29 protein-coding genes are annotated in these 23,609 nt (G+C 56.4%); 10 read left to right on the top strand and 19 right to left on the bottom strand.

All coding sequences use genetic code 11. The features are described 5' to 3' along the window. Window positions 1-37: 37 nt before the first annotated feature. Genes KO498_RS05150 through KO498_RS05170 form a run of 5 tightly spaced genes read left to right on the top strand, consistent with a single transcriptional unit; the run spans window position 38 to window position 5,144 of the window. Window positions 38-811 (top strand): lytic transglycosylase domain-containing protein, encoded by a 774-nt coding sequence (locus tag KO498_RS05150; RefSeq protein ID WP_436835923.1) that lies wholly within the window; start codon window positions 38-40, stop codon window positions 809-811. Further along, window positions 808-2,892 (top strand): flagellar biosynthesis protein FlhA, encoded by a 2,085-nt coding sequence (flhA, locus tag KO498_RS05155; RefSeq protein WP_215958817.1) that lies wholly within the window; start codon window positions 808-810, stop codon window positions 2,890-2,892. The genes KO498_RS05150 and flhA overlap by 4 nt, the downstream gene beginning before the upstream one ends. Next, window positions 2,889-3,665: a flagellar biosynthetic protein FliR gene (locus KO498_RS05160; protein WP_354667621.1), complete on the top strand. Its 777-nt coding sequence runs from the start codon at window positions 2,889-2,891 to the stop codon at window positions 3,663-3,665. The genes flhA and KO498_RS05160 overlap by 4 nt, the downstream gene beginning before the upstream one ends. Beyond that, on the top strand, window positions 3,662-4,729 hold the full coding sequence (locus tag KO498_RS05165; RefSeq protein WP_215958818.1) for an EscU/YscU/HrcU family type III secretion system export apparatus switch protein: 1,068 nt from the start codon (window positions 3,662-3,664) through the stop codon (window positions 4,727-4,729). The genes KO498_RS05160 and KO498_RS05165 overlap by 4 nt, the downstream gene beginning before the upstream one ends. Further along, window positions 4,722-5,144, top strand: coding sequence for a hypothetical protein (locus KO498_RS05170; RefSeq protein WP_215958819.1), 423 nt, complete (start codon window positions 4,722-4,724; stop codon window positions 5,142-5,144). Before KO498_RS05165 ends, KO498_RS05170 begins: the two co-directional genes overlap by 8 nt. A 5-nt stretch (window positions 5,145-5,149) precedes the next feature. Here the strand turns inward: KO498_RS05170 and KO498_RS05175 are convergent, their stop codons facing one another. Genes KO498_RS05175 through KO498_RS05215 form a run of 9 tightly spaced genes read right to left on the bottom strand, consistent with a single transcriptional unit; the run spans window position 5,150 to window position 9,728 of the window. Then, window positions 5,150-5,647, bottom strand: a complete 498-nt coding sequence (locus KO498_RS05175; protein WP_215958820.1) for a flagellar basal body-associated FliL family protein — start codon at window positions 5,645-5,647, stop codon at window positions 5,150-5,152. Window positions 5,648-5,677: 30 nt separating this feature from the next. Next, window positions 5,678-6,412: a flagellar basal body L-ring protein FlgH gene (gene flgH / locus KO498_RS05180; protein WP_215958821.1), complete on the bottom strand. Its 735-nt coding sequence runs from the start codon at window positions 6,410-6,412 to the stop codon at window positions 5,678-5,680. Window positions 6,413-6,422: 10 nt separating this feature from the next. Next, on the bottom strand, window positions 6,423-6,839 hold the full coding sequence (gene flgA, locus KO498_RS05185) for a flagellar basal body P-ring formation chaperone FlgA (protein ID WP_215958822.1): 417 nt from the start codon (window positions 6,837-6,839) through the stop codon (window positions 6,423-6,425). Next, on the bottom strand, window positions 6,839-7,624 hold the full coding sequence (gene flgG / locus KO498_RS05190; RefSeq protein WP_215958823.1) for a flagellar basal-body rod protein FlgG: 786 nt from the start codon (window positions 7,622-7,624) through the stop codon (window positions 6,839-6,841). The genes flgA and flgG overlap by 1 nt, the downstream gene beginning before the upstream one ends. Window positions 7,625-7,634: 10 nt before the next feature. Beyond that, entirely contained in the window at window positions 7,635-8,351 is a 717-nt protein-coding gene (locus KO498_RS05195) for a flagellar hook-basal body complex protein (protein ID WP_215958824.1), read from the bottom strand. A gap of 1 nt (window position 8,352) precedes the next feature. Beyond that, window positions 8,353-8,619 carry a flagellar biosynthetic protein FliQ gene (locus tag KO498_RS05200; RefSeq protein WP_215958825.1) on the bottom strand — a complete coding sequence of 89 codons (267 nt, stop codon included), beginning with the start codon at window positions 8,617-8,619 and terminating at the stop codon, window positions 8,353-8,355. 4 nt (window positions 8,620-8,623) lie between these two features. Further along, window positions 8,624-8,914: a flagellar hook-basal body complex protein FliE gene (gene fliE, locus KO498_RS05205; protein ID WP_215958826.1), complete on the bottom strand. Its 291-nt coding sequence runs from the start codon at window positions 8,912-8,914 to the stop codon at window positions 8,624-8,626. Window positions 8,915-8,937: 23 nt separating this feature from the next. Then, window positions 8,938-9,330 carry a flagellar basal body rod protein FlgC gene (flgC, locus tag KO498_RS05210; protein ID WP_215958827.1) on the bottom strand — a complete coding sequence of 131 codons (393 nt, stop codon included), beginning with the start codon at window positions 9,328-9,330 and terminating at the stop codon, window positions 8,938-8,940. A gap of 8 nt (window positions 9,331-9,338) precedes the next feature. Continuing rightward, window positions 9,339-9,728, bottom strand: coding sequence for a FlgB family protein (locus KO498_RS05215; protein ID WP_215958828.1), 390 nt, complete (start codon window positions 9,726-9,728; stop codon window positions 9,339-9,341). Window positions 9,729-9,815: 87 nt separating this feature from the next. Between KO498_RS05215 and KO498_RS05220 the strand changes: the two genes are divergently transcribed. After that, on the top strand, window positions 9,816-11,210 hold the full coding sequence (locus tag KO498_RS05220) for a FliI/YscN family ATPase (protein ID WP_215958829.1): 1,395 nt from the start codon (window positions 9,816-9,818) through the stop codon (window positions 11,208-11,210). 7 nt (window positions 11,211-11,217) lie between these two features. Here the strand turns inward: KO498_RS05220 and KO498_RS05225 are convergent, their stop codons facing one another. The 6 genes from KO498_RS05225 to KO498_RS18140 form a co-directional block, all read right to left on the bottom strand. After that, the gene (locus KO498_RS05225) at window positions 11,218-12,018 is read right to left on the bottom strand and encodes a DUF1217 domain-containing protein (protein ID WP_215958830.1); all 801 of its coding nucleotides are present in this window, start codon (window positions 12,016-12,018) and stop codon (window positions 11,218-11,220) included. Further along, a complete protein-coding gene (gene flbT / locus KO498_RS05230) occupies window positions 12,015-12,419 on the bottom strand; it encodes a flagellar biosynthesis repressor FlbT (protein ID WP_215958831.1) in 405 nt (134 codons plus the stop codon). Before flbT ends, KO498_RS05225 begins: the two co-directional genes overlap by 4 nt. Continuing rightward, complete coding sequence (gene flaF, locus KO498_RS05235; RefSeq protein ID WP_215958832.1) at window positions 12,416-12,790, bottom strand: flagellar biosynthesis regulator FlaF; 375 nt, start codon at window positions 12,788-12,790, stop codon at window positions 12,416-12,418. Before flaF ends, flbT begins: the two co-directional genes overlap by 4 nt. Window positions 12,791-12,859: 69 nt before the next feature. Continuing rightward, window positions 12,860-13,720: a flagellin gene (locus tag KO498_RS05240; RefSeq protein WP_215958833.1), complete on the bottom strand. Its 861-nt coding sequence runs from the start codon at window positions 13,718-13,720 to the stop codon at window positions 12,860-12,862. Window positions 13,721-13,926: 206 nt separating this feature from the next. Then, a complete protein-coding gene (locus KO498_RS05245) occupies window positions 13,927-14,277 on the bottom strand; it encodes a flagellar protein FlgN (RefSeq protein ID WP_215958834.1) in 351 nt (116 codons plus the stop codon). Beyond that, on the bottom strand, window positions 14,264-14,557 hold the full coding sequence (locus KO498_RS18140) for a rod-binding protein (protein WP_354667622.1): 294 nt from the start codon (window positions 14,555-14,557) through the stop codon (window positions 14,264-14,266). The genes KO498_RS05245 and KO498_RS18140 overlap by 14 nt, the downstream gene beginning before the upstream one ends. A gap of 111 nt (window positions 14,558-14,668) precedes the next feature. Between KO498_RS18140 and KO498_RS05255 the strand changes: the two genes are divergently transcribed. Then, window positions 14,669-15,931: a flagellar hook-length control protein FliK gene (locus KO498_RS05255; RefSeq protein ID WP_215958836.1), complete on the top strand. Its 1,263-nt coding sequence runs from the start codon at window positions 14,669-14,671 to the stop codon at window positions 15,929-15,931. A gap of 15 nt (window positions 15,932-15,946) precedes the next feature. Continuing rightward, window positions 15,947-16,624 carry a flagellar hook capping FlgD N-terminal domain-containing protein gene (locus KO498_RS05260; RefSeq protein WP_215958837.1) on the top strand — a complete coding sequence of 226 codons (678 nt, stop codon included), beginning with the start codon at window positions 15,947-15,949 and terminating at the stop codon, window positions 16,622-16,624. A 9-nt stretch (window positions 16,625-16,633) separates the two neighbouring features. Here the strand turns inward: KO498_RS05260 and KO498_RS05265 are convergent, their stop codons facing one another. The 4 genes from KO498_RS05265 to ubiE all read right to left on the bottom strand — a co-directional run bounded on the left by KO498_RS05265 (window position 16,634) and on the right by ubiE (window position 21,803). Further along, complete coding sequence (locus tag KO498_RS05265; protein WP_215958838.1) at window positions 16,634-17,317, bottom strand: YjbF family lipoprotein; 684 nt, start codon at window positions 17,315-17,317, stop codon at window positions 16,634-16,636. Further along, entirely contained in the window at window positions 17,314-19,422 is a 2,109-nt protein-coding gene (locus tag KO498_RS05270) for a YjbH domain-containing protein (protein WP_215958839.1), read from the bottom strand. The genes KO498_RS05265 and KO498_RS05270 overlap by 4 nt, the downstream gene beginning before the upstream one ends. Before the next feature lie 111 nt (window positions 19,423-19,533). Continuing rightward, complete coding sequence (gene ubiB, locus KO498_RS05275) at window positions 19,534-21,063, bottom strand: 2-polyprenylphenol 6-hydroxylase (protein ID WP_215958840.1); 1,530 nt, start codon at window positions 21,061-21,063, stop codon at window positions 19,534-19,536. Beyond that, window positions 21,060-21,803, bottom strand: a complete 744-nt coding sequence (gene ubiE / locus KO498_RS05280; RefSeq protein WP_215958841.1) for a bifunctional demethylmenaquinone methyltransferase/2-methoxy-6-polyprenyl-1,4-benzoquinol methylase UbiE — start codon at window positions 21,801-21,803, stop codon at window positions 21,060-21,062. The genes ubiB and ubiE overlap by 4 nt, the downstream gene beginning before the upstream one ends. A gap of 85 nt (window positions 21,804-21,888) precedes the next feature. Between ubiE and mutM the strand changes: the two genes are divergently transcribed. Together mutM and KO498_RS05290 are read left to right on the top strand one after the other, a co-directional pair. Then, window positions 21,889-22,740, top strand: a complete 852-nt coding sequence (mutM, locus tag KO498_RS05285) for a bifunctional DNA-formamidopyrimidine glycosylase/DNA-(apurinic or apyrimidinic site) lyase (RefSeq protein WP_215958842.1) — start codon at window positions 21,889-21,891, stop codon at window positions 22,738-22,740. 66 nt (window positions 22,741-22,806) lie between these two features. Next, on the top strand, window positions 22,807-23,583 hold the full coding sequence (locus tag KO498_RS05290; protein WP_215958843.1) for an enoyl-CoA hydratase: 777 nt from the start codon (window positions 22,807-22,809) through the stop codon (window positions 23,581-23,583). The last annotated feature ends 26 nt before the right edge of the window (window positions 23,584-23,609 follow it).

Raw genomic sequence — 23,609 nt, forward strand, 5'->3', positions numbered from 1 at the left:
TAGCGTCTGTGCAAGACAGAAGGCGCAAGGAATTGGAATGATCAACCCGCTCAAAATGACATTGCTCAAAAATAGTTCGAGTTTTCGGAACTTTAACACCATCCTCAGCGGCGTGCTTGGGTGTTCCCTCTCCGTTTCGGCAGTTCCCGTTGTTGCCAAGCCGTCGCCAATGGACATTTGTGAATCTGCTGCCCTGCGCGCGGGACAGACAAGTGGTGTTCCTGTCGAGGTTCTTCGTGCAATTGCACGAACAGAAACCGGCCGTAAGCATAATGGCAACTTTGGGCCCTGGCCATGGACAGTAAACATGGAAGGAAAGGGAACCTGGTTTGAAAGCGATGACGCGGCTCGAGCCTATGTTTACAAACATTTCAAACGTGGAGCGCGGAGCTTTGATGTCGGGTGTTTTCAAATCAACTACCGCTGGCATCATCAGGAGTTTGCGTCTCTTGAAGAGATGTTCGACCCTCTCATCGGGGCCAAATATGCGGCGAAATTCCTAAAGGAACTTCATAATGAGCTCGGCAATTGGGAGGCCGCTGCAGGGGCCTATCACTCACGGACGCCGCGCCATGCGAACCGTTACAAGGCACTGTTCAAGCAACATTACGCCAAGGTGAAACAGGCGCCGTTGCCATCGTTGGATGCGGCGCAAAAGCCCAAAAGACATGAGGCGAAACGCACCAACAGGTTTCCTCTGCTTTCGACATATGACGGTGTGACATCGGCGGGCTCTCTCGTGCAGTTCGGAGCGGACACTCCAAGACGAAGTATACTACGTGCCGCTGCAGTTTCGGGTGTGCTGCAATGAAACAAATTCAGCTGATCTTCCAGCCCACGGTCTTGTTGGCTCTCGCGCTTATGGCAATCATCGTCATGATGATCTTGCCAATGCCTGCTTGGGTTTTGGATATGGGGCTGGCGACGTCATTCGCGCTCGCGATTCTGATTTTCACCATCACTCTCTTCATTGAGCGTCCTCTCGACTTTTCGTCGTTCCCGACAATTTTGCTGGCGTCTCTTATGTTGCGCCTGTCCCTTAACGTGTCGTCAACAAAACTCATAATCGGGCAGGGGCATACCGGATCTTCTGCCGCCGGCGACGTGATAGAAGGCTTTGCGAACTTTGTCATGGGCGGCAGTGTGTTTCTCGGCCTGGTCGTCTTCGGTGTGCTGCTGATCGTGAACTTTATGGTCATCACAAAAGGTGCCACCCGCATGGCCGAAGTTGGTGCGCGCTTTGCATTAGACGGTATGCCGGGCAAGCAACTGGCAATCGACGCTGACATGTCGGCCGGAGCGATCGACCATCGGGAGGCCAAAGAACGGCGCGAGCGAGAGCAGTTGGAAACCACTTTCTTTGGCTCGCTCGACGGCGCTTCAAAGTTCGTTAAGGGCGACGCGGTTGCTGGCCTGTTGATCACCTTCCTGAACCTTATCGTGGGGTTGGTCATGGGCATTTTTGTTCACGGTATGCCACTTGCCTCAGCCTTTGAAACCTATGCTATCCTGACAGTCGGCGACGGTTTGGTTTCACAAATTCCTGCGGTTATCATCTCTATCGCTTCTGCATTGCTGCTCGCACGCGGGGGCGCCAAAGGGGCCACTGACCTTGCGTTGCTCAGTCAACTCGGTCGGCATCCGGCGGCGCTGGGAACTGTCGCGTTTCTCATGCTGTTGTTCGCTATCATTCCGGGTCTGCCCTTTCTGCCGTTTTTGTTTGGCAGCGGTGTGTTAAGTGCCGCGGCCTTTTACACGATGCGGCAGCAAAAAGCACAAAGCCTAACGCAAGACGCCAGCGATACCGGCGCACTTGAACCTGCTGTAAAGCGGCTGGGCGATGTGCTTGATCTGGATGATCTCAGCGTTGAATTTGCCCCTGATCTTGTGGACATGATTCTCGATGCGGGCACGGGGCTTGACGCGCGCATTGCCAATATCCGCAATCATATCGCCAGCAATTTCGGGCTTATCCTACCCGAAATCAGACTTACAGATAATCCTGCGCTGCCGATGGGCACTTACAAAGTCCTTGTTCAAGGGGTCTCACAAACCGAGGCTCGCCTCTACCCGGACCACGTGCTGGTTCTGAAAAGCGAACATGCTGCTCTGAAAGGAGCTGACGGAATTGACGTTAGAGAGCCGGTCTATGGCGCTGAAGCGCGTTGGGTCGCAACAGCGCAACAAGATGAACTGGTTCTTGCGGGCCTTACAGTTGTGACACCGGGAGAAGTTCTCGCGACGCATATGCTCGAGATCGTAAAGCAAAACTTCAGCCGGCTGTTGTCGCTCAAGTCGTTGCGCAAATTGCTAGACGAAATGGTTAACCTGTCTGATCCAAACCGCAGTGAAGCCAACCGCAAATTGCTTGCTGAACTGGTGCCTGACAAAGTGCCGCTCGATGTGTTGCACAGCGTTTTACGCCTGTTACTAGAAGAGCAGGTTTCGATCCGCAATTTGCCGCTGATATTGGAGGCAATCGCCGAGGCGCGTGCTGTGAACGCCCAGCCCGACGCTATCTGCGAACATGTCCGTCAACGCCTTGGGTTTCAGCTCATCTCGGCGCTCAAGCGCGATGACGGAACGATCCCGCTCATCCAACTCGCGTCGGAATGGGAGGATATGTTCCTTAGTTACCAAGTCGGCGCCGAGCGTGGTGCGCTTGACGTGGCCTTGCCACCAGATCTGTTCAACAAGCTCTCCGAAGGCTTGGCCGAAAAAGTCGAAGCCGTGCAAGAGCAAGGTGTTTCTGCCGCAATTGTCACATCATCGCGCCGGCGTAGATTTTTACGTACGTTAACGCGGGCAAGAAACATCAATGCGCCGGTGCTGTCCTATGAAGAAATCGGCATCGACGCCCACCCTGCATTGGTTGGCGTGGTCGCAGCGTGAACCAGGAACTTCTAGAGCTGACAGGCCTCGGGCAAGACTATCTCGAACAGGGGTTTTACGTGTTGCTACGCGTCGGGCCTATCGTCGGGTTCATGCCGGGGTTCGGCGAACGCGTGGTGCCTCTTCAAGTTAAGCTGGTGTTGGCTTTGTGCTTTTCCATCGCAGTTTTGCCAGTGCTGGATACGGCATCACTCACAGCTGCCCATGAGGCCGGGTTTGTCGCGACATTGGCGATCGAAACATCAAAGGGTCTGTTCCTCGGCCTGTCGCTTCGGTTCTTTGTGATTTTGTTGCAAACGGCTGGCTCGATGGCAGCGCAAGCAACGTCGCTTGCTCAACTGTTCGCCGGTTCCTCTGCCGAGCCGATGCCCGCGATCGGACACTTGCTGGTCGTTGGTGCGCTCGCATTGGCAATGGTGATGGACCTGCCGCTGCGAGTGCTTGAGTTTATTGTAGTCTCTTACGAGACCTTCCCACTTTCAAGCGGCATAGATCTCGGCTTGTTTGCCGAGTGGGCAGGCAAACTTGTTTCAAAGTGCTTTGCGCTTTCGTTTTCTCTAGCGGCACCGTTTCTGATCATGTCACTGCTCTACAACATGACGCTTGGCGTCATAAACCGTGCGATGCCGCAGCTCATGGTTGCGTTTGTCGGCGCGCCTGTCATCACCGCGGGTGGCTTGCTGTTTTTGTTCCTGTTTAGCGGCATCATCCTTTCTGCTTGGTGGCAGGCTTTCGAGCAGTTCCTGTTTCGCCCGGAGATATTCGTGCGATGAGCGAGGAAGACAACAACGACAAGCAACATGAGCCCAGTCAGAAAAAGCTGGATGATGCGCGCAAAAAAGGTGAGATACCGCGCTCGACCGACCTTTCTGTTGCGGCAAGCTATGGCGGTGTTTTGCTGCTCTATCTCGGGCTTGGCTCGACGGGTTTGTTGTATCTGTGCACGGCTATGGTTTCATATCTGGAGCAAGCGACAGAACTAGGGCTTATGCGCGGCATGCCGTTGGTCAGTCGCTTGGCGGCAGTTAGCTCACAGGTTGTTGGCTCGTGGCTGTTGGTGCCTGCGGCATGCACAGTCATTCTGTTGATCGCAATCAAGGGGTTTACGTTCTCAGGCGACAAACTGGTTCCCAAGATCTCGCGTATTTCGATTCTGTCGAATGCAAAAAACAAATTCGGTCGTAGCGGGTTGTTCGAGTTTGCCAAGAGCTTCGTAAAGTTGGTGATCTACTCGGTTTGCCTGACACTATTTTTGCAAGCCCGCCTTGGTGATATCGCGAGCGTGGTTAACAAGGCGCCAGGGCAGGCCGTGAAACTGATGTTTCAGCTTGGCGGTGCATTTTTCTTTGTCGCGTTTCTTGTCGCGCTCTCGCTCGGAGCAGTTGATTACTTGTGGCAATACAATGAACACCTGCGCAAAAACCGGATGTCGGACAAGGAAATGCGTGACGAACAAAAAGAGGCAGAAGGTGATCCTCACATGAAGAACACACGCCGGCAAAAAGCGCATGATATCGCGATGAACCAGATGATTGCGCAAGTTCCAGAGGCCGATGTCGTGATCGTTAACCCTGAGCATTATGCCGTTGCATTGAAGTGGAACCGGCTGCCCGGACAGGCGCCCGTTTGTGTTGCCAAGGGTGTTGATGAGATCGCGCTGAAGATCAAAGAGGTTGCCAATGAAGCGGGCGTTCCTATCCACCGTGACCCGCCAACCGCCCGCGCACTTCATGCGACAACAGCCGTCGATGACGAGATCGATCCGGCACATTACAAAGCTGTCGCTGCGGCCATCCGTTTCGCTGACCATATAAGAAAGAAATTCGCTCATGTCTGATACGCGCTGCGCCCATGAAGGGGTTTCAAAAATTCTGGAGCTCGAACTTGAAACCGCGCGCTCCGCATTCGCGGCGATCAATGCAGCGGTCGCTGGCGTTGAGCGCCAACTTACGGAGTTGACAGAGACTGCACAAACTGGGGCCCAGTCCGGCGGCACTGCTTATACCGCATTAGGAGCCGACTTGGTATGGCGGCGCTGGGTTGAAGGCCGCCGTAGCATTCTGTTGCAGGAGTTGGCAGGCCTAATGGCTCAACGCGAGGGTGCCAGAGAGGCTTTGCGCCATGCAAACGGGAGGGCCAATTCGTTTGAGGCAGTTGCAGGCGTTGAAAAAGCGAAGGCGCCACAAAAACGCGCTCGCTCAGAGCAGAGACGAGTCGATCTGGCGCTCATCGCGCGCAGCGTTAGCGGCTAGATGCGTCAAACGTCTTGCCGCGCGATGTCCATGATCAGAACGTCGGTAATCAAGTCGCCGCTGATGTCACCCGCAGTTTCCAGCAGGGCGCGGCGCAAAACATCCATGTTGTTCGAGTTTGTGAAGGTGCCCTTAAAGCCGCCGGTGTTTGAGTGGTCAAAGAACACCTGCAAGAACGCATCTCGCAGTTTTGGCTCGCGCGCATACACCTCGTCCTTACGACCGGCAGATACTTCTACACTCAGCGAGACCACGATAAGCGCTTCAACTCGGCTTGTGGCAACCACGGGCACGACAAACTGGTTGTTGAGCTTCACATACTCCTGATCAGTGTGTTCGTCCTCTTCAGGTTCGAGCACTGCTTTGGCTTCATGAGTCGTAACATCGCCGCAAGGGTTTGCCATTTCAGTGTGGTCTTCGGGCGCTGGCCGTAATGCCAACCCCGCGCCTATGCCACCGCCAATGCCGATCACGGCTAGAACTATCGGAACAAGTTTGCCCATTATGGATGCCTCTTTGAATTGATTGAGAAGTTAAAACGGCAGAATACGGTGCAATACTTGCTGCCCGACCCGCGGTTGCTGCATGTCTGATATCTGTCCGCGCCCGCCATAAGACACGCGCGCAGATGCGATTTTGTCATAGGTGATTTCGTTTTGGCGCGAAATGTCAGCAGGGCGCACAAATCCGGTTATCGACAGTTCGCGCATTTCGAAGTTCACCCGAACTTCCTGAGTTCCCGTCAAGAACAACACACCGTTCGGCAGCACATCAACAACAGTTGCGGCGATGCGTAAAGTGAGTTTTTCGTTGCGGCGCACGGCGCCATCGCCGCTGGCATCGGAGCTCGAATTGATCGAAACAGCCTCTTCCATCGAGGCGCCGTCGGGCAGGTTTTCGTTTATCCGCTGTGGAATGCCAAACAATCCAGGGACAGAGAGGCTCTCGGATCCAGAACGTGACTGTGATGTTTTGTTGGAAATTTCGGCCTTCTCGTCGATCTCGATCACGACTGTCAGGATGTCACCTTTCTTGTCGGCGCGCCTGTCACCGAGCAGGGAGTATCGGCTTTTACTCCAAAGCGAGGCTTGCTGTTGTGGCGAGTATTGTTCCGTTTCAACAGGCAGGCTCGGGCTTAGCATCGCGACATGCTCGACCCCACCTGTCGCATCACTAAAGGGAGGTTCTTTGCCGACATGGTCAAAGCGCCCGCAGGCAGACAGGGCCAAAAGGGCGAGTGGAAAACAGAAATTGATAGTGCGTGACATGGTGAGTTTCCTATTGCGCAACTTGCAGCGATCCGTCGGGCAAGACAGTTGCGACCAGAGTGGATTTTGAAGTTAGGTTCATCACTTGAATACGTTCGCCTGCAGCAGCGCGGCCAAGCGCGCGGGCCTCCGTTTTGATGAGCAGGTTCCCGCGTTTGTAGCGGAGCGTAACCAGTTGATTGCGGGTGATCAGTGCAGGAGGGCCGATATCGGAGGCCCGGATTGGCCGCCCCGCATAGAGCGATACTCTCGCCTCTTTTCCGATCACGTCAGCTGGATCAGCGAGCGCACCAGCGACATTTGTATCGCGAACAAGCAAGTCAGATGCCTCAATAACCGTCTGCGCACGGATCGTGTGCGCTGGCACCAAAGTGTCGGCAGCGCTGGCAGAGGCGAGCAAGGTGACAAGAAACGCCAGGAGTTTCATCAGCGAACCTGAGCCGTCGCGCTCATCATCTGGTCGGCTGCCGAGATGACTTTGGCATTCATTTCGTAGCCGCGTTGGGCTTCGATCAGCTCGGTGATTTCGCGCACCGCATCAACCGAGCTGCTTTCCAAGTAGCCTTGCCGCAGGGTGCCGAGCCCGTCTTCCCCCGGTGTTGAAACCAGCGGAGTTCCCGAGGCTTCGGTTTCGACAAACAGGTTCGAGCCGAGCGCCTCCAAACCCTTGGGGTTGTTAAAGTCAACCAGCGAGAATTGCCCGAGCAACTGCCCCTCCGTTGTGTCAACGAAGTAGGCGTAAACCTCGCCCGCGCTGTTAATAGAGATCGAGCGCGCATCAGCCGGAATAGTCACTTCCGGTGCAACGGCAAAACCGTCGGACGTTACGATAAGCCCCTCGCCAGTGCGCTTTAGTCCGCCGTCACGTGTGTAGGCGGACTGCCCCGAAGGCAGCGTAACCTCAAGATAGCCCGCACCGTCGATAGCAACATCAAGATCACCGCCGGTTTGTGCGAGTGAGCCTTGAGCGAGTTGAACTGAAACCGAAGTCGGCCGCACTCCGAGCCCGAGCTGAACGCCGGTCGGCAGAACCGTGCCGTCGGTGGCGTTTATCGTGCCTGGTTTGGTGGCTTGCTGATAGTGCAAATCAGCAAACTCGGCACGGCGGGCATTGTAACCTGTCGTCGACATATTCGCGAGGTTGTTGGAAATTGTCTCAACTCTAAGCTGTTGCGCAGCCATACCTGTGGCAGCAATTTTCAAAGCACGCATGGTTCAATCCTTATCGTTTGAAGAAGGTTTGCAGAGCAGATTTCATCCGCTCGTTTTCGGTTTCGGCAAAGTTCTGTCCGAGTTCATAGGCGCGTTGCACCTCGATCATCCGCGCGACTTGTCCGATAGGGTTGACGTTCGAGCTTTCAAGAAAGCCCTGCGCAATAGAAGCGTTTTCAGCGGGCAGGATGTCTCCCTCAGCGCGGAACATTACGCCGTCTTCGCGGACAAGTTGCGTGCCTTCAGCTGCCTGCATTATGCCGATCTGCCCGAGGGCACGGCCGCCAGCGCTTATCGTTCCGTCCGCGCCAACCGATAAATCTGTCGCATCCGGAGGAATGAAAATCGGTGCGCCACCAGCATCAAGCACGCGGTGCCCTTGTGGGCTGACCAGCTCGCTTTCGGCATTGGGTGTAAAGCTGCCAGCACGTGTCAGACGCTCACCCGCTGGTGTTTCCAGCATAAAAAAGCCGTCGCCTTCTATCGCAAAGTCAAAGCGGCCGCCGGTGCTGGTTAGCGTGCCTTGCTCCAGCGAGGTGTTGCGCACATTACCTAGTGCCATGGAGAGCGATTCAGCGTTGCGTGCGGGGGCGACATATTCGGAAAAGATCACGCCTTCCTGGCGAAAACCCGTCGTTGCGCTGTTGGCAATATTGTTGGCGATCACGCGCATTTCGCGCATCAAGCCCGACTGCCTCGTGAGCGTTGTGTAACCTGTGTTGTCCACTTTAGACTCCTACAATCAAAGGGATGATCCTGTCGTGAAAAAACGACACGATGGATTGCGTCATGAAGCCCATGCTCACCCAGAACACAGCCAGAATGGCCGCAAGTTTTGGCACAAATGTCAGCGTCATTTCCTGTATGGAAGTGAGTGCTTGCAGCAAGCCAATTGTCAGGCCTGTCACCAGGGCAACAGTGAGGATCGGCAGTGAGATCACCACCGCGACCCAAAGACCCTGTCGCATCGTGTCAAAAAATAGAGCTTCATCCATGCGCTTAAACCGGCATGCGCAGGATTTCCTGATAGGCCTGCACAACCTTGTTGCGCACCGTTACGGCGGCTTCAACCGCAAGCTCGGTTTGCGCGAGTGCCTGCACAAGCGCGTGCGGATCAGCGTTGCCTGTCATGGCCGACATCGCCAGTTCTTCGCTCTGCTTTAGAGCGCTCGCAAAGTCACCAGCGGCTTTGCCAAAGGCGCGTTCTGCGGTGTCGGAGCTATGTGTCGGCTGTGTTGCCGGTTTGAGGGATGCGTAGTTTTGTGACGCATTCAGGGCGCGAATATCCATTCTGGACCTCCAGTTCGTGGTGACTATTTCTGTAGAAGAGACATCAAATTCGATGACATCTGCTTGGATTGCTCGAACATTTTCAGGTTCGCTTCGTAGCTTCGCTGTGCTTCTCGAGCATCAGCAATTTCAATCAGAAGATTTACGTTCGACCCCTGAAAATGACCGGTTTCATCAGCCATCGGGTGCGAAGGGTCGAATATTTTGTCGAGATCTGATTGATCAAGTCGGACGCGCCCGGTTTCAACCCGTCCAATCGCAGAGCCGTTCTGATACTCTGTTTCAAAGCTAACAGTTTTGCGGCGGTAGCCGGGCGTGTCAGCATTGGCGATGTTTTCTGCCAAGTGACGCAACCGTTGTGACTGCGCTTTGAGGCCGCTGACTGAAACATCTAGTGCTTTGGAAAAATCGTTCATCTCTAGCCTCATTTATCGTTCAAGCTGGTGCGCAGAATACGCATACCGCTTTTGTAAATCGCGAGGGCCTTGTCGTGCTGGCGTTTGGTGTCGGCGGCCAGCAGCATTTCCTCTTGCAGAGTGACGCCGTTTTTGTTGGGGTCAGAACTGCGATTGCGTGCTTCAACAACCTGCACATCTTGCATGCTATGCGCGCCTGTCAGGTGAGACGCGCGTGATGCGATCATGCCGGCACCCGCATCTTTGCCAAGCGGCGCGAGACTGAACGGCGCAACGTCGCGCGCGGCATAACCCGGCGTGTCGGCGTTGGCTATGTTTTGCGCCAATACTGCTTGCCGTGCGCCAGAATGACGAGCAAGAGATTGTGCAACCTGGAACAGGCTTATTTTATCGAGCATCGGGGCTTCTCCCTCGATTTGTTTCAACTAAGGCTTAACCCTGATTCCTTTATAAATTGTTCTTGAGAGATAAAATTGGAGTCAACGATGCCGCAAATTGATCTGAACCACTTGTCTGCGACACTCGCAAAACTCGATAGTATTCAAGCGATTGGGCGGGTTTGCGCGGTCGAGCAGGGGGTGTTGCAAATTTCCGGCCTCCACAGCCATGCGCGGCATGGTGACCAAGTAAGAATCACCCTAAAGAGCGGGCGGGAGCTTACCGGAGAGGTTCTCAAGCTCGAGGCAGGCAGGCTTTTTGCTTTGCCCGAAGGAACGCCTGAAGGGGTGTCGCTCGGTGATCCGGTCACGCTGGAAGAACCCGCAGCTCTGTCGCCCTGCGATGCTTGGATCGGACGGGTGATCGACCCGACAGGCAGGCCGCTTGATGGGCGCCCGCTCAAGCGAGGAGACCTGTCTTGTCAGATCAAAGCTGCGCCGGTTCCGGCCTCCGAGCGGGCCCTGCTCGGCGCGCGGCTAGCGACAGGGAAGGCGGTTTTTGACACCATGCTTCCGGTTGTGGAGGGTCAGCGCATCGGGCTCTTTGCGGGGTCGGGTGTCGGTAAATCCAGTCTTCTGGCGCATTTTGCCAAGCATCTTGAGGCCGATGTCGTGGTGCTGGCACTGATCGGAGAGCGGGGCCGCGAGCTCGCGGAATTCGTGCAGCATTCGCTCGGTGAGGAAGGTATGCGCCGCACCGTCATTGTTACGGCGACGTCTGATCAATCTCCGCTTATGCGCCGGCGTTGTGCTTGGGCCGCGGCAGCGGTTGCCGAGCACTTTCGCGATCAGGGAAAGCATGTGCTTTTTCTGGCAGACTCTCTCACGCGGTTTGCCGAAGCGCACCGCGAAGTCGCGGCGGCAACTGGCGAGCTGCCCACCATGCGTGGATATCCACCTTCGTTATCTCATATGCTCATGGCGCTCTGCGAGAGGGCAGGTCCGGGGCGTGTCGGATCAGGCGCGATCACAGCGGTTTTCACCGTGCTCGTAGCTGGGTCTGACATGGACGAGCCTGTCGCAGATATCCTGCGCGGGGTGCTTGACGGGCATTGTGTTCTTGACCGTGACATCGCCGAGCGTGGCCGCTATCCGGCGATCGACTTGCTCAAGTCGATATCGCGCAGCTTGCCACGTGCCGCAAATGAGGAGGAAAATACCCTGATCGAACGGGCGCGCGCTTTGCTCAGCACCTATGAAAAGGCCGAGATAATGATCAATGCCGGACTGTATGAAAAGGGGCGCAACTCTGATCTCGATGCGGCGGTCACTGTCTGGGAGGAACTTGATCAGTTTATCGCTGCAGATGTGACGCAGGGCATTCAGGCCAGCTTCAACAAGCTTAAACTCATAATCCGCAAAGCTCAGGCGGCTGCGCGTGTCGAAGCCCCCGCCGTGCGTGATGCACGCCGCCTCGCGCCGCTTGCGCGACTGCCGGAGTAGACAGTTGCTATTGCCAGAATGACTGCGATGACTGCAACAGTGTTAGAGCAACACTGGATCCGCTCGCGGTTTGACCCTGCGATAGCTGCTCCTGAACGAAGTAAAGTTGCACCAGTTCGTCAAGCTTCTCCGGATCCGTAAACTGGTCAACCTCGGAAGACCCGAAACGCCGTTCAGCATAATCTTTAAACACCTCAAGTTGCTGCTCGAGGTCTATCTGCCCGAACTGCGATGGCAGCCCAAAGGCTGTCTCAAAGACAGAGCGCAAGGCCGCATTGCCCATCACCGTATACCATTTCGCATCGGTCGAGGTGTCGTCAGCGGCGATCCCGGGCAGTTCGCGCTCAAGGTTGAGACCGAAGCGGAAACTTTCGTTCTGCTCGCCCACGGCAACCTCAAAGGAGCGGTCTTCAAACTTGTCTATCACGTCTTCTGCAAAGCCTGGAAACCTGATCCGCGGTATGCTTCCAAATCCGAAGGCATCTGAAAACTCGCGATAGCGGGTGTCGGAAAGCCTGTTGGCCAATGCGTCGTCAGCGTCGGTGCCTTCTTCAAGCACCTTGCGGATGAAGTATTTGTTGTCCAGATCGTCCTGTAGCCCGAACGCCGTCAATGCGACAGAAAGCAAGCGGCGATCAGACACCAATGCTTCTGCGCTGGTGGCCTCGCCGATGTTTTCGGCAAAATACGCGGCATCGCTCTTAACTTCATTGGAGTTTTCAAAAGCCTCGCTCTGGCGCTCAAGCGTTGCTTGCAAAAACCGCCAGCCAGCAAGGCCGCCCGTAGGAACAACCGGTTGGAATGTCATTGCAAGCGCGCGGCGAGCAGCCGCTCCTCCCTTGGTAGCAAAGCTCGCAATGCCTTGAGGCAGCGGTAATACTGCGCTTCACCGACGGCACTTGTTGCCTCGTCAAGAAACTTGCGACTGTCATCGTCCGTCAGAATACGGCTCAGCTCTTCGACTTTCCGCAGGATCTGCAGTTTGTGCTCACCTGCATCGACGTCACCCGACAAAATGAGTTGGGTGGCATAACACACTCGCCGGACCGGTGTTGTGGCCTCTTCAGGATGTATCGCATCCTTCAGACGTAAGATATTCGCATTTGGTGTTCTGATCGCCAATCGCGAGCGCTTATCACCGTTTTCGATCACGGCACCGTTGATCAGAACACGCTCTTTCGGGCCGAGTTTAAGGATCAATCCGCTCATTTTTTGCCTCCGCCGTTCAGGCCGCGCATGATGGCGGCGTTGATCTCGATGAGGGGTTGCACACCCGCTTCGCCGCGTAGAACTTTGCTGCTTTGGGTGCGGGTAAACTCGTAAAGTGAGATGATCCCGGCGCGCATTGCGTCGGGGAGTAAATTCCCCTCACCAGCGGCATCGGTTGCCAGAATGGTCCAGAGCTTTCGGTTCATATCAAGTGCTTCAGCCAGCTGCGGCGTCGTTCTTGCGTTGCTAGAAATCGCGGCTTGAAGCTTGCGGGTGACCGCGACAAAGGCTTCGTATTCTGCGCCGCGGTCCGTTCGGACAGGGGCAGCTTGGGAGGAATAGGCATTTTTTGCCAGTAAAGAAACGTTCACTTTGGAGCCCTTCAAAAATCGTTAAAGAACTGGGGCAGGCGCGTGTCCTGCCCCAGAAGATCGCTCACCTTAACGGAATAGCGACAGGAGGGCTTGAGGTGCTTGGTTCGCGATCGAGAGCGACTGAACACCCAACTGCTGTTGCACCTGAAGAGCCTGCAGTTTTGCAGATGCTTCTTCCATATCCGCGTCAACCAATGCGCCGATGCCTGACTTCATGGCATCTGTCAGTTTGCCGACAAATGTGCCTTGATCAGCGATGCGTTTGGCCGAAGCACCGAGCGTAGCCGCGCCAGCAACTGCGACCTGAAGAAAGCCTTCAATCTCTTCAAGGGCAGTTTCAGCGGTTGCACTGTCGGCAATAGCTGTGCGGCCGGCGACATCAAGATCAGCTTCAAAGTCGGCTGAAGCGACGTCGATCTTAGCCACAGTTGGCGCGTTGCCGTTGGCAATATCGTTCGCGCCAGCGCGATCGAGCGATGACAGGACAGTCAAGCCTGTGCCGCCATTGCCGTCAGTGTCGGTCTTGAGCAGGTTCACACCGTTAAACTGCGACGCTTCGATGATCGCAAGGATCTGTTCTTCCTTTTGCGTCATGTCGGCGTCGATCTTGGCGTGGTCTGCTGTTTCACTTACCGCAGCGACCGCAAGTGCGCGCATCTCTTCCAGCACATCAACGATTTGCTCGGCACCGGCAGAGGCCACGGCTGTTGTCGATTCACCCACCGCGAGGCTGTCGGAAATCGCGTTAAAGCCGGCAACATCAGATTCCATCACTTTTGAAATTGCCCAGATCGCCGAGTTGTCTTTGGCTGTGGCAACTGTCTTACCAGTCGAAATCTCGTTTTGAGTTTGAGAGAGACCAGAGTTGATGCTCTTAAGAGTTTGCAATGCGACCATTGCGCTGTTGTTGGTCAGAATACTTGACATAGTAGAGTTCCTTTTGACACGAGGCGCTTTGCGCCCACAAAATAGCGCTCCTTGCGAAGCGGGTAATGTCGTTCTGACGGGTGCAGCTCAGTAGGTTCCCACTGCTGCGCCATCCGGGTTTCGGACGCAAACACAGCATGTGCCTTTGGTCCCTAAGGAAGTCTTAACTGGTCACACCGATATCATTGGCATTTGATGCAAACTGCTCAGGCACGCTTTTCAAGTTTTCCGGGCTGGGTGCTTTCAATCGTCTTTTTCTGCCCGTTGGCGTCATAGGTCTGCAGGCTCTTACGCACTTTTTGCAGTGCCGCCAGCCGTTTAGAGACGCTTTTGATGCCGCGCAGTGCACTATCGAGCAACGCTTGGTTGCGGGCTGCCTTGCCTTGCAGCGTCAAGAGTTCATCCGTGTCGGTCATCCCGAAAGAATTGAGTGCATCAATCAACTCCTTCTTACGTTCGACTAGGCCGGCAAGCTTTTCCAGCTCGCCATCAAATAACGCAGCGCGCTCTTTTTCCAGTAATCTGTCGAGTTCCGATATCACTTTAAGGGGTGTCATTTTGGGTCTCCTTCAGAGCTTCAAAAATTGACTGCGCGAGGCCGATCCCGCCAGTCTCGACCATTGCTTCCGCATGGGCTTGGGTTAAAAACGTGGCAAAGTGCTCTTCGCCAGCGCCGCCGCCGAAGGCATCGCGCGCTTCGCCAAAGCCAGCAGACTTCAGCATCTCGGCCAGAAATGTCGCCTCAAGTTTTTGGGCGGCTATATAGAGTTTCTGCTCCGCTGGTGGGCGCGGGGCGGGCGTAGCAACCGGCGTGGTAAGCGGTTTAAAATTCGTCACGGTTTTGCCTCCAATTCTCACGACTTTTCCCAAGATGCGCAGAAAACGGTAAAGAAGCGGTAACCGAAGTGTGGGATACATATGGCATCCGGAAGAACTCCTGAGGTTAAGATGTTGTCACAACTGTTCACATTGCAAATTGCTCCACCTGCCTTGCCGGAAGGGCAAAAGCTGTCAGGCGCGTCTGTCATTGCAAATGCGTCGCTTGCCTCTCAAGAGGGCAGCTTTGAAACCGCCTTTGCGTTGACTGAACTCACTCTGCCAACTGGCGACAAACTCAAGGTCAGGGCATCTGCCGCGCTTGAGGAACAGACCGCCGAAGCTCAAACCGAAGCTGACGGCGCGGCCGATGAACCTGCGCCCGAATCGGAGACGCCCTCGCTCGCGCAGCCAGAAGCACAGTCTCGTGAAGTGACGTCACACCAATCATCCACCGACGCGCGCCAGCAGACAAACATAAGCAAAGATCCGAGCCCCGTATCAGAACCCGCAGCGAAAAGTGGAGAAACTCAAGGAGCCCGTCGCGCAGAAGAGGTGCCACTCGATACCGCGGCTCAACAGCCGAAACATGCCGCGACAACCCCACACCATATCGTGTCGCGCCCGTCAGAAGCCGCTTTCAGCCCACCAACGCAGCTAGGTCATGCGCCTGTCCCTGCTGGCCAGAGCATGCCGCCTCGCAATGTCCCTACCTCCTTATCGCCGATTGTGGCCGCGCCTCGTGCTGTGTCGGAACATGCAGCCAAGCTAACAACAAGTGAGCCGCAACAGCAGAGCGCAGACCCAACTTCGGGTTCGCCGCAAACCCTTCCGCAATATCTGTCGCAAGGCAGCACCGTAGCTGCGCTACATGTCGAACCGCTCGAACCGGAAAGCTCCCTGCAAGAGCGCGGGCAGTTTGAGCGCGCTCAAAACCTACCGATCACCGCCAGTATCGCGAAAGGGCAGATTTCTCATGCGCCGCTTGTTACCGCCGCGCGACAAGCGCTTGAGGCGATATCGCACAGCACGCAAAACCAGATCGAAATTCAGCTGAACCCGAGAGAACTCGGCAAACTCAAGTTCGCGATGGTGCCGGCTGACGGGCAGATAACAGTGAGTGTCACCGCCGAAAGGCCGGAAGTGCTCGACAGCCTCAAACGACACATTGATCTGCTCTCTGAAGAATTACGCGCCGCCGGATTTGGAGAGGCGAGCTTTGAGTTTTCGCAACAACAAAGCGGCAGCGACAGTGGCGGCGACGCTCAGAATGACAGCGGCTTTAACTCCTCCGCTAACACCGCTGAGGCACAAACGCCGGCTGAGGCAGGCCACTCTGACACCCATACAAAACGCTGGCTGTTGCCCGATGCGCGACTTGATATCAGATTGTAAAGCGAGACCTTGACCATGACACAGATACTCCCGACCAGTGCAACCGCCGCCTTTGCGAAGGCCGCTACCTCAGAAGCAACCACCACATCATCAACCGTGAGCTCGGATTTTGAAACCTTCATCAAAATGCTGACTGTGCAGATGGAGAATCAAGACCCGCTCAACCCGATCGACAGCTCGGAATATGCGGCGCAACTGGCTGCGTTTTCGTCGGTCGAGCAGCAGGTGCTCACCAACGACTTGCTGACAGCACTCGCAGCGCAGCTCAACACCTCGGGCCTTGCGCAACTGTCAAACTGGGTTGGTATGGACGCGCGCAGCTCGGCTGGTATCGCCTTTGACGGAGCGCCACAAACGCTCTACCCGATGCCCGCCTCGCTTGCCGACGAGGCCTATCTCGTTGCCTATGACAGCTCCGGAAACGAGGTGCATCGCAGTGAAATCGGGCTTGATGGCGCACCTGTTGAATGGGCGGGTGTGCTTGATGGTGGCACGCCGATAGAGAACGGCACCTACTACTTTGAAGTCGAGAACTACGCCAATGGCGAGCTGCTCGGATCAACTCCGGCAGAGAACTATCAAACTGTCTCCGAGGCGCAAATGGTCGAGGGGCAAATCGTGCTAATCCTCGAAAGCGGTCAGCCGATCTTCCCCGAAAATGTAGTGGCGCTCAGCAATGGCGGCGGTTCTTGAGGGGCTTGTCTACTGGCGCAATGCCTGCAGGAAAACATAGCCGGTTTGTGGCCCAAGCCACTGGCGCGACTGCAAAATGTGCCCTGAAGGGCTGACTTGGTAGGTGTTCTCATAGCCCGGGCCTTCAAGCACACCGCTGCAAGTCTCTGAAACGGCTGTCACCCGGCTGCTAACTTCCCCGATCGCTATATTTTGCGAGGCCCCTACTGTTATCGTGCAGTTGAACGCATGGGTAACAACGCGGTTCTCACCGTCCAGAAAGTTCAGATACCGTTTCGATGCGCCGCTCCTGCGGGCCCTGACTGCCGCGAGCGAGCCGTCGATTTTTGCTGACATCAAGTCAAAACCCAAACCACGCGTTGCTGTGACCATCCCGGATTTGGTGCTGATCGCGCGCTTGTCTGCCGAACCCCAGGTCTGATAGCCGTTGTTGCTGGCAACCTGCGTGAGCACTGCAAAACCGTTGCGGTTTTCGATCACCGCGACAGTGAGTGGCTTGTTGCTAGCCGACAGTGCCGCGTTGATGCTCTCGGCAAGCTGTGCTTGCGAGGGGGCAGCGCTGGCCGACGCCTTTGAACCGCGAAAAACTTTCTTGCCAACAGACTTTAACGCCGTGCCGCGATCAACCTGATTGCCACAAGCGACAGTCAAAGTCAGCGCGCATAAAGCAAGAATACCCGGTAGATGTCTCATCGCCAGAACCTCCCCCAGGTTTTTGCCATATCGGCGCCGTGGGTTGTGCGGACATTGTCATAGAGCCGCCCGCCAACGTGCAGCCTTGCTCCGCCATCGCGTGTCAGCGACTGGATAGTGGTCTGTGTGCTGCGTTTGGTTGAGTTCCCTAGCGCCCAGCTCATTGGCATGGTCAGGCGGATGCCCTTGTCAAACGAGCCCTCACCGAAGCTTGCCGAGGAGAGTGTGGTTTTGGTTGCGTAAGCGCCGACGCGCCAGCCGTTGCCAAACTCGCGGTCAACCGAGACAGTTGCGCCGAAGTCACCAGCGAGGTAGCGGCCAACATCAAGCTGGGTATGAAAGCCGCGGCCCAAGTCGTAGTAGGCCGAGACATGCCCTGTCGCGACTTTATAGTCTTGCAGCCCGAAGCGCTGGTTGAAGTCGCGTTGGGCGACGTAGTTTGCTTCAACACCAATCGCGAGGCGGCTCTGCGCCGGTTTCCAAAGCAGTTCACCCGACACGCCGGCATACATCTGCTCAAGGTAGCCAAACGTCACGCGGCTATAAAGGTTCTCGCCGTGGCGGCCGAATTTGGCAATTGTCAGATGGTCAATCTTTGGGCCGTTGCCCTCTGCATAGAGACGCGCATCAGAGCGCACGGCATGTGGCGGGTTCACGGGCTGAACACCGGTGCGGTTTGGCGAAAGCCCGTCAAGGTTGCCGCCGAGCTTGTAGTTGATGGCTGCCGAAGCAACCCAACCCGGCGCGATGTGGTAGTCGCCCTCAAGGTTGAGCATGACGTCAGCACGCACGGGGCTGTCAGGGTCAAAGACCGACAGCTTGATGCTCGGGCCAAAATGCCAGCTGAGGCGCGGGTAAGCGCCGTTCACGGTTTCAAGCGCGCGAATGTCACTGTCTGCGGAAAAGCGTGCCCTGGCCAGGATGTCGGCTGCGGGCGCGTGTTCAAGCGCTTCAATGTCAGAGCGGTTGAGCGTGACCGAACCTGCCGGCATCCCCTTGCTTGAGTGCGTCACAGTCAGGGTTTCAATCGACGAAGGCAAAACGCGGCTGAGCGAGCGCATGCTGCGGCCCACGGCTTGTGATTCAATGTCATAGCGCTCGTTGCGGATCAGGATTTCGGCTGACTTGGCATCAATGCGCATAGCCTCAAGCACGATCCCTTCGCGCGCCAGAGCTTTGCTGACTGATTGCTCGACCTGAGGTTTGGCAGTCGGGTCTGTTGTCCAGCCCAAGTCGCGCGTGGCGGCTGCGGTGCGTCGGGCGACAGGCTCGGGCGCGATGTCGGTTCCGCCGTTCACCGGCGAGTGCTTGGGGTTCAGGCTCAACGCGGCGTAAACACCGACTTCATTGCCATGCATGTAACTCGCACCAAGCTGAATGGCGTTGCTAAACTGATACTTCACCCCGAAATTGAAAGGCGACTTGTGCTCAAGCAATCCGTCACCCTCTTCACGGGCGTAGGCGTCAGAGGAGTATTCGACAGCGAAGCTGAGCTTGTCGTTGTGCTGGTAGCTGACACCGCCAAAGGCCGCAACCGGGCCGCGGAACCACCGGTCATAGTTCGGGATGCCGCCGCCGCCCAGCAAGCCGGTTGGCCGCGAGCCCATTGTCGCAAAGCTGCCGTAACTTCCGAGGCGCCCCCACCCGAGGCCGCCTGTGAAACGCAGTTTGTCACCAACTGACTTTGTCGCAACAATATACTCACCGCCGTGCAGCCCCGTGCCGAGCAAGTCACGCAGCCCGATCGAAACAGCGGGCCGGTAGCGGGTTTCGTCAAGCAGGCGGTAGCGCAAGTCAAAGCTGCGATCGTAGTAGGCAGGCAAGGTATAGCCCGTCACGTTCAGGCCGCGAATAGCCGAGTATCGGAACGTGCCCGAAATGCGCGGCGTCAGCTGAAATGTCATCGAGGTTTTGGTCGTGCCGCCAAAATGCGACACCGTTGTCGAAAGCTGCGCATCCGGCGCGGCTTCGGCTGTGGGCATGTCAATAAGACTGCCAGGAAGCCCCCACATGTTGATGTTGGTGGTCGTGAGCCCCTCCGGGGTAGCGACGCTGGGGGCCAAAAGCCCGAGTGTCGCGAATGTATAGGTCAGCGATTTACGCATTATTACCTGCCTTTGCCTGTTGCAGTGCAGCATATTGGAAAACCGGTAACGAGAAAAGTTCTCTTTCGTAGCCAGCAAAAGTTGCTGCAAATTGGCCTCATACCCGCCGGATCACACCAGCCAGAAGTAGACAGCTACGCCCGAAGTCAACGCTCCAGCGACTGCCGCGAAGGCCATCGCGGCGACAGGGCGTTTAGGCACTGGTGCAGGCTCTTCGTGGGTTTGCCTGATTAGGGCTTTCTCGACCAGTTGAGGCAGACGTGGCCCAAAGCGCGCCAGCACTCGAAGCGTTTTGGCCGCGTCACTGATCACCGCCTTCGGGCCAATGGACTGCTTGATGTAATCCTCAACAATCGGTTGCGCCACATTCCAGATATTAAGCTGCGGACTCAGGCTTCTGGCAACACCCTCAACCACAACCATCGTGCGTTGCAGCAGGATAAGCTCGGTGCGGGTCTCCATGCCAAAGCGTTCAGTCACTTCAAACAGGTAACTCAGGAGTTTGCCCATAGAAATGCGCGTGGCGTCCATGCCGAAAATAGGCTCGCCGACAGCGCGCAAAGCCCGTGCAAAAGCGTCAACATCCTGATCGGCGGGCACATAACCAGCCTCAAAATGCACCTCGGCCACACGCTGATAGTCACGCTTGATAAACCCGAACAGGATCTCGGCATAAACCCGCCGCGTGTATTCGTCGATATGCCCCATAATGCCAAAATCAAAAGCGATGATATCGCCATTTGGCGCAACCTTGAGGTTGCCTTGGTGCATGTCCGCGTGGAAGAAGCCGTCGCGCAGCGCATGGCTCAAAAACAGTTGCAACACCCGCGCGCCCAAAGCGTTGCGGTCATGCCCCGCTGCATCAATTGCCGCATTGTCGCCCAGCGGCACGCCCTCGGCCCAGCTCATCACCATCATCCGGCGGCCCGAAAGCTCCCAGTTGACGGCAGGCAAGGCAAAGCCCTCGTCGCCTTCGGTGTTCGCCGCAAATTCGCTCGCTGAGGCGCTCTCAAGACGCAGATCAAGCTCGCCCTGCACCACGCCCTCGAAGTGCTCGATCACATCGGTAGGCTTCAGGCGCCGTGACGCGGGGCTGAAAAACTCGATGAAACTCGCCGCAAAGAAAAACGCATTGATATCGCGTTGAAAAGCCCGCTCGATGCCGGGCCGCAGGATTTTGACAGCAACAGTCTCGCCGGTTTCGCGCAGCACAGCCTTATGCACCTGCGCGATCGACGCGGCAGCAACCGGCTCGCTAAACTCGGAAAACACCTCATCAAGGCCAGTGCCGAGTTCTTCTTCAACCGTGGCGCGGGCCTCTTCCATAGAGAAAGGCGGCAGCTTGTCTTGCAGCACTCGCAGTTGCGTCGCCAGCTCGTCGCCAACCAAGTCAGGCCGCGTGCTCAGGACTTGTCCGAACTTGATGTAAGCAGGCCCTAAGGCCGACAAAGCGCGCGTCGGCGCGGGCATCTTCGGGTCGCCCTTCTTGCCGAGCCACTGGAACGGCCAAACAACCGTGCGCGCCAACACCCGCAGCGCGCGCGGCGCTTCAAACGCATCCAGCACAACAGGCATAGCCCCCGTGCGCTCAAGCGTGGCGCCGGTTCTGATCAGCCTTATTATGTTGTGCGGGCCTCTCAAATTTTCCAGCCCGAATGCAGCGCGGCAATGCCCATGCTCAAGTTACGGTAGCTGGCGTTTTCAAAGCCCGCTTTGCGCAGCATGCCAAGAAATGTCTCTTGGTCGGGGAAGTTGCGGATCGACTCGACCAGATACTGATAGCTGTCGGCATCTCCGGCAATGACCCGGCCCATCTGCGGGATGATGTTGAAGGAATAGAGGTCATAGACCTTTTGCATCAGCTCATTCGGTATCTGGCTAAACTCCAGAACCATCAGCCGGCCGCCGGGTTTCAAAACCCGAAAGGCCTCGTTCAAGGCCTCCTGCGGGCGCGTCACATTCCGGATGCCGAAAGAAATCGTGTAAACGTCAAAGCTGTTGTCAGGAAAGGGCAGCGCCATCGCGTCGCCAACCACCCAGTCAAGTGAAGCCGCGAGCTTTTCTGCCTCCGCACGTTTGCGCCCTTCAACAAGCATCGGCTCGGTGATGTCGCAGACAACCGCCTCGGCTTCGCCCGCGCGTTCGATAAACTTGAACGAAACATCGCCCGTGCCGCCTGCCACATCCAAAAGGCGTTGTCCGCGGCGGGGCGCGAGCCAATCCATCATCGCTTCTTTCCAGATGCGATGAATGCCAAAGCTCATGGCGTCGTTCATAATGTCATACTTGCTCGCCACCGATCCGAACAGGCCTTGCACGCGGCCTGCCTTCTCGCTCTCGGGGACGGTTTCAAATCCGAAATGGGTTGTATCTTCTGACATGTGCCTTGCCACCTGCTGTTCACCCCCCTCATATAGTGCTCATTGAGGGCATACAATGCGCCCAAACAACCCAGATGAGTGCGACATGCCCGAACTGCCAGAAGTTGAAACCGTGATGCGTGGCCTTGCGCCTTCTATGGAGGGCGAGGTGATCGCCAGCGTGGATGTGCACCGCCCTGATCTGCGTTGGCCCTTTCCCGAAAACATGTCAGGCCGCCTCGCAGGGCAAAAAGTGCTGCGTCTGCGCCGGCGCTCGAAGTATATTCTGGCTGATCTCGCTGGTGGGGAATCACTGCTGATTCACCTCGGAATGTCGGGCAGAATGACAGTTTCAGGTGATCCACTCGGTCAGTTTGCGCACAATCATCCGCCGCTTGAGAAGCATGATCACGTGATTTTCAATATGGTTAACGGTGCGAGAATTGCGTTTAACGATCCCCGCCGCTTCGGCGCGATGGACTTGCTCAACACCGCCACCGCCGAGTCGCACAAGCTGCTGGCAAAGATCGGCCCCGAGCCGCTCGGCAACAGCTTTTCCGAGGACACACTCGTCGCAGCCTTCAAAAACCGCAGCAGCCCCGTCAAGACCGCATTGCTTGATCAGCGTATCGTGGCGGGGCTTGGCAACATCTATGTCTGCGAAGTGCTTCATATGACAGGTATTTCTCCAACCCGGCCCGCCGGAAAACTCAGTCGTAAACGTGTCGCTTCACTCGTCCCGGCGATCCGTCAGGTGCTTGAAGCCGCGATCAAGGCCGGAGGCTCCAGTCTTAAAGATTTTCGGTCTGCAGGCGGTGAGTTGGGCTATTTTCAGCACAGTTTCAGGGCCTACGGGCGCGAGGGCGAAACCTGTGTAAATGAAGGCTGCAAGGGTGCGATCAAGCGCATCACACAGTCGGGCCGATCAACTTTCTATTGCAATATGTGTCAAAGATAACTTGAACGCCGGCGCAGTAGTGATATTCAGACAAGTCTGGATTAACTAAGCGAAAGCGATAATCACATGGCCTTTGAGACGATCATCGTCGAAGTTGAAGACCACATTGCCCTCATCCGTCTGAACCGCCCCGATGCCCTGAACGCGCTGAATGACCAGCTGCTCACAGAGCTCGCCTGCGCGATGACCGAGGCGCAGAAAAATGACAAGGTGCGCTGCATTGTGCTCACCGGCAGCGACAAGGCGTTCGCCGCTGGTGCCGACATCAAAATGATGAGCGAGAAGAGCTTCACCGATGTCTTCCTTGAAAACCTGTTCGTGGATGAGATCGAAACAGTGTCGCGGGTGCGCAAGCCTATCATCGCTGCTGTCTCCGGCTACGCGCTGGGCGGCGGCTGCGAGCTGGCGATGCTCTGCGACTTCATGATTTGTTCGGACACCGCCAAGTTCGGCCAGCCCGAGATCAACCTCGGCGTGATGGCAGGGATCGGCGGCACACAGCGTTTGACGCGGGCCATCGGCAAAGCCAAAGCGATGGATATGAACCTCACGGGCCGCTTTATGGACGCCGAAGAGGCCGAGCGCGCAGGGCTTGTCAGCCGTGTTGTGCCAGCCAAAGACCTGATGAAAGAAGCCATGGGCGCCGCTGCCAAGATCGCCGAGAAGTCGATGATCACCGCGATGGCCGTCAAGGAATCAGTCAACCGCTCGTTTGAAACGACTCTTGCCGAAGGCCTGCAGTTCGAGCGCCGCGTTTTTCACTCGCTCTTTGCGACGGAAGACCAAAAGGAAGGCATGGCCGCCTTTTCCGAGAAACGTCAGGCACAGTTCCGCGACCGTTAAGTTGCCGTGAAACTAACGAACAAAGG

Origin of the sequence: Lentibacter algarum (genome assembly GCF_018860975.1) — a bacterium.
Classification (GTDB): domain Bacteria; phylum Pseudomonadota; class Alphaproteobacteria; order Rhodobacterales; family Rhodobacteraceae; genus Lentibacter; species Lentibacter algarum_A.